Annotated in this window: 1 protein-coding gene and 1 pseudogene; one reads left to right on the top strand and one right to left on the bottom strand. The window is 65.5% G+C overall.

Features of this window, described 5'->3' with window-relative positions; genetic code table 11:
• Nucleotides 1–225: 225 nt before the first annotated feature.
• Nucleotides 226–2556: pseudogene (locus QM612_RS06935) on the top strand (hypothetical protein); the annotation flags it as partial.
• A 62-nt stretch (nt 2557–2618) separates the two neighbouring features.
• On the opposite strand, the gene QM612_RS06930 reads toward QM612_RS06935, so the two are convergent.
• Nucleotides 2619–2717 carry a hypothetical protein gene (locus QM612_RS06930; protein ID WP_415253167.1) on the bottom strand — a complete coding sequence of 33 codons (99 nt, stop codon included), beginning with the start codon at nt 2715–2717 and terminating at the stop codon, nt 2619–2621.
• Nucleotides 2718–2761: the final 44 nt, after the last annotated feature.

The following is a 2761-nucleotide window of genomic DNA, read 5'->3' as shown; positions in this document are numbered from 1 at the left end:
CGCCTACCTTCGCCTACCTTCGCCTACCTTCGCCTACCTTCGCCTACCTTCGCCTACCTTCGCCTACCTTCGCCTACCTTCGCCCACCTTCGCCGGCGTTGTGCATCGCAGCGTGCCCGGTATCGGGCCGTGGGTGACCATACTCTGGCGTGCGGCAATGCGGTTTTCGCCGCACCCTGTGGCATGGGATGAGTTGGAACGCGGAATCAGGGGCCGCGCGGACAAATGCACGCAATCATCAGTGGAGGAAAGGACGCAGCGACGCGGGGCAACGGAATGATGCGGTGGTTCGCGCTGTTGCTGCTGGCCGGGCTGCTGTGTACGCCGCAGGTACAGGCGCAGGTGCAGCGCAGGATGATCAACCCCTCGTTCGAGCAGCCCGTCATCGGCAGCGACGGCTGCCGGGTGTACATCGACGAGACCCGCGTCACCGGCTGGACGACCACGCATCCGTACTACGCATCCGGCGAGGAAGCCACCAGCAGTACTGCCTGTACCACGACATCCCTCACCGGCTGGCCGCGTACCAGTGTCCGCATCGTCGAACTGTGGAACACGCCACGCAGTGCCAGCTCGGGTGGCTACGTCGTCGCGCCGGCGGGTGACCAGATTGCCGAACTGAACGCAGTGGTCGCCTCGCGCCTCTACCAGAACGTCTGCCTCATCAACAACGAGAGCTTCAACTGGCATTTCAGCCATCGCGGCCGTGGCGGCACCAACAGCGCCACCCCCACTGCGTACGACGTCGCCAATTTCGTGGTCGGCACCGGCAGCGTCATCGCCACCGTCAGCACCAGCAATGCGGTCAGCAGCACCGGCGGCTACCTGACCCCAGTGGCCGGTAGCGGGCAGGGCGCGATCACCGCCACCCCGGTGGCCGTCACCGGCACCGTCGGCAACAGCACCGTTACCGACCACTGGGTCGCTTACAGCGGCAGCTACACGTACAGCGGTGCCACCGGCATCAACAGCCTGGGGTTCGAGGCAGTGACCGCGGTGGGCGGTGCCAACAACGGCAACCTGCTGGACAACATCCAGATTGAGCTGGCACCGTTCGTGGATTTCACCCAGAGCAGCAGCTCCACGGTCGAAAGCAGCACCAGCAACGTGCCGACGTTGCGGATCAACGGCACGGTGTACACGGCCTTCACGGTGACGGTGGACATCAGCGGCGGCACCGCCGTGCTGGGCACGGATTACACCACACCGAACAACAGCACCGCGCTCACGGTCACGGTGCCGGCCGGCGACTACGACGGCACCAGCGCGACCGGCAGCCTGATTGCCCTGCCGATCACCGTGGTGAACAACACCACCATCAACGACGGCAACCGCACGATCAACCTGCAGATCGCACCATCGACGGACGGAAAGTTCCTGCTGCTGTCCAGCACCACCTGCGGCGGCGCGGCAACCACCCATTGGACGTACACGATCATCGACGACGACACCAGCATCACCGTCGCCAAGAGCGCCGCAGCGCCGGTTGCAGTCACCGGCCAGCCCACCCAGCTCGACATCACCTACACGATTACGGTCAACAATCCGTCCAGCCTGACGGCGACCTACAACCTGGTCGATACCCCCGGCATGGATGCGGACGCCAGCATCGTGCAGGTGTCCTCCACCCGCAGTGCGACCGATGGCGGCAACGGGGCCGGCAGCGGCGGCGGATCGGACACGCCCACGTTGACCGGAAGCGGGCCATGGACGCTTGCCAGCAACCGCAGCCTGCCCGCAGCGGCCACCGATACGTACGTGGTCGTGGTGCGCATCCAGATCAGCCAGACCGGCACCTCCGGCAACGACGCCTGCACCACGCCCAGCACCGCCGGCAACGGGCTGCACAACAACGCCACCGCAACACTGTCCTCCGCAGAAACGTTCACGGCCGATGCGTGCCAGGACACGCCCAGCCCGGTCTGGGTGACCTTGACCAAGAACCTGACCTCGCGCGCAGTCGCCACTGACCAGGTGCAGATCCGGCTGTATTCCGGCGGCATCCTCAACACCAGCGCAACCACCACCGACACCGGCACCAGCGCCACCACCGGCACCGTGGTGCTGACGGCCGGCAGCACCATGCAGTTCACCGAGACCGTGAAGACCAGCGGCACCGGTGCCGACACCAGCCTTGCGAACTACGACACGTCGATCGCGTGCAGCAACACCAATCCGGCGTCCACCACCCCCCTGCCCAGCGGCAGCGGCACCAGCCAATCCACCTACCAGGCATGGGACACATTCACCCCGACCGGCGCGGACAACATCGCCTGCACCATCACCAACACCCGCCGTTCGGCCACGCTGACCCTGGCCAAGCAATGGACGAACGCAGTGACCGGTGACGATGCCACGCTGACCGTGGCGAGGGGTGCAACCGTGTTGCGCAGCTTCGATTCCGACGCAGGCGCAGCCAGTGAACTGGACACGGACACCAGCCAGGTCACGGTGTACGCAGCCGATGTGCTGACCCTGGCCGAAACCCTGGCCAGCGGCAATACCGGCCTGTACAACGGCACCCTGGCCTGCACGGGCAACGCAAACGCCCTGAGCGGGAGCACCCTGACCGTGGCCGGCGCGGATACGGCCATCGTGTGTACCTGGACCAACACGCATCAGCAGGCCAACCTGTCCATCACCAAAAGCAACAACCAGTCCGCACTGGGGCCGTTGTTGGTGACCACCACCGAATACGTGGTGGTGCTGCCGGACACCACGGCGGACTGGTTGTTGCTTTTGGTGATGGACAGGTTGGCCT

The sequence above is a fragment of the Thermomonas sp. genome, assembly GCF_047606765.1.
GTDB lineage: Bacteria > Pseudomonadota > Gammaproteobacteria > Xanthomonadales > Xanthomonadaceae > Thermomonas.
This window is presented reverse-complemented; position numbering and strand designations above follow the sequence as displayed.